Here is a 1,072-nt window from a genome sequence, read left to right as displayed (position 1 = left end):
GACCCGTCGGTGACCGCCGTCAGCGCGATCCTCATCGCCGTCGCCGTCGTGGCCCTCGCCCTGGTCGGCGTGGTCCGCAAGCTCAGCGGCTCCGGAAAGCAGGACGGTCTGCTGCCCACCGAGCCCGCCGTGGGCCTGCGCGCCGGAAGTGAGACCGCATCATGACAACCAGCACCCGCACCCCGGCCGGTGAACTGTCCGCCACGGCGGCCAGACACCTGCTCCTGAACATGACCCCCAACGGCTCGCTCGGCCCCGAGGGCGAGAACCTCTTCGTCGTCCAGCGCGGCGAGGGCCCCTATGTCGACGACGCGGACGGCAGGCGCTACATCGACGGCCTCTCCGGCCTGTACTGCTGCCAGCTCGGCTACTCCTACGCCCCCGAGTTCGCCGAGGCCGCCGAACGGCAGCTGCGCGACCTGTGCTTCAGCCCGCTGTGGTCCTCCTCCGCGCACCCGACCGCCATCGAACTCGCCGAACGGCTGTCCCGGATCGCCCCCGTGGACATCGAGCACACCTTCTTCTCCGGCGGCGGCGCCGAAGCCGTCGAGACCGCCTGGAAGATCGCCCGCCGCTACCACGCCCTGCGCGGTGAGCCCGGCCGTACCAAGGCGATCTCCCGTCGCGGCGCCTACCACGGCCTGACCATCGGCGCCCTGTCTTTCACCGACGACCCCGGCCTGAAGGAGCCGTACGGCCCGCCGGCGATCGACACCAGGTTCGTGTCCAACACCAACCGCTTCGGCCTCGCCCCCGACCACGTCGACGACGAGGTGTTCACCGCCCGCCTGCTCGCCGAGCTGGAGGCCGCGATCCTGGCCGAGGGCCCGGACACCATCGCGATGCTGATCGCCGAGCCGGTGCAGAACCGCGGCGGGTGCATCACACCTCCGGTGGGTTACTGGGAGGGGCTGCGGGCGCTGGCCGACCGGTTCGGCTTCCTGCTCGTCGCCGACGAGGTGATCACCGCCTTCGGCCGGCTGGGGGAGTGGTTCGGCGGCGACCGCTACGGCGCCCGCCCCGACATCGTCACCATCGCCAAGGGCATCACCGCCGGTTACGCGCCCATGGG

1 protein-coding gene is annotated in these 1,072 nt (G+C 71.6%); it reads left to right on the top strand.

The window, feature by feature from the left end:
• Positions 1 to 161 precede the first annotated feature (161 nt).
• On the top strand, positions 162 to 1,072 hold a 911-nt coding region (locus ABT063_RS52095), incomplete at its 3' end, for an aminotransferase class III-fold pyridoxal phosphate-dependent enzyme (protein WP_351069409.1).

The sequence above is a fragment of the Streptomyces sp. NPDC002838 genome (assembly GCF_040295365.1).
Classification (GTDB): Bacteria; Actinomycetota; Actinomycetes; order Streptomycetales; family Streptomycetaceae; genus Streptomyces.
The sequence above is the reverse complement of the archived record's forward strand: the minus strand, read 5'-3'. Positions and strand labels throughout refer to the sequence as shown.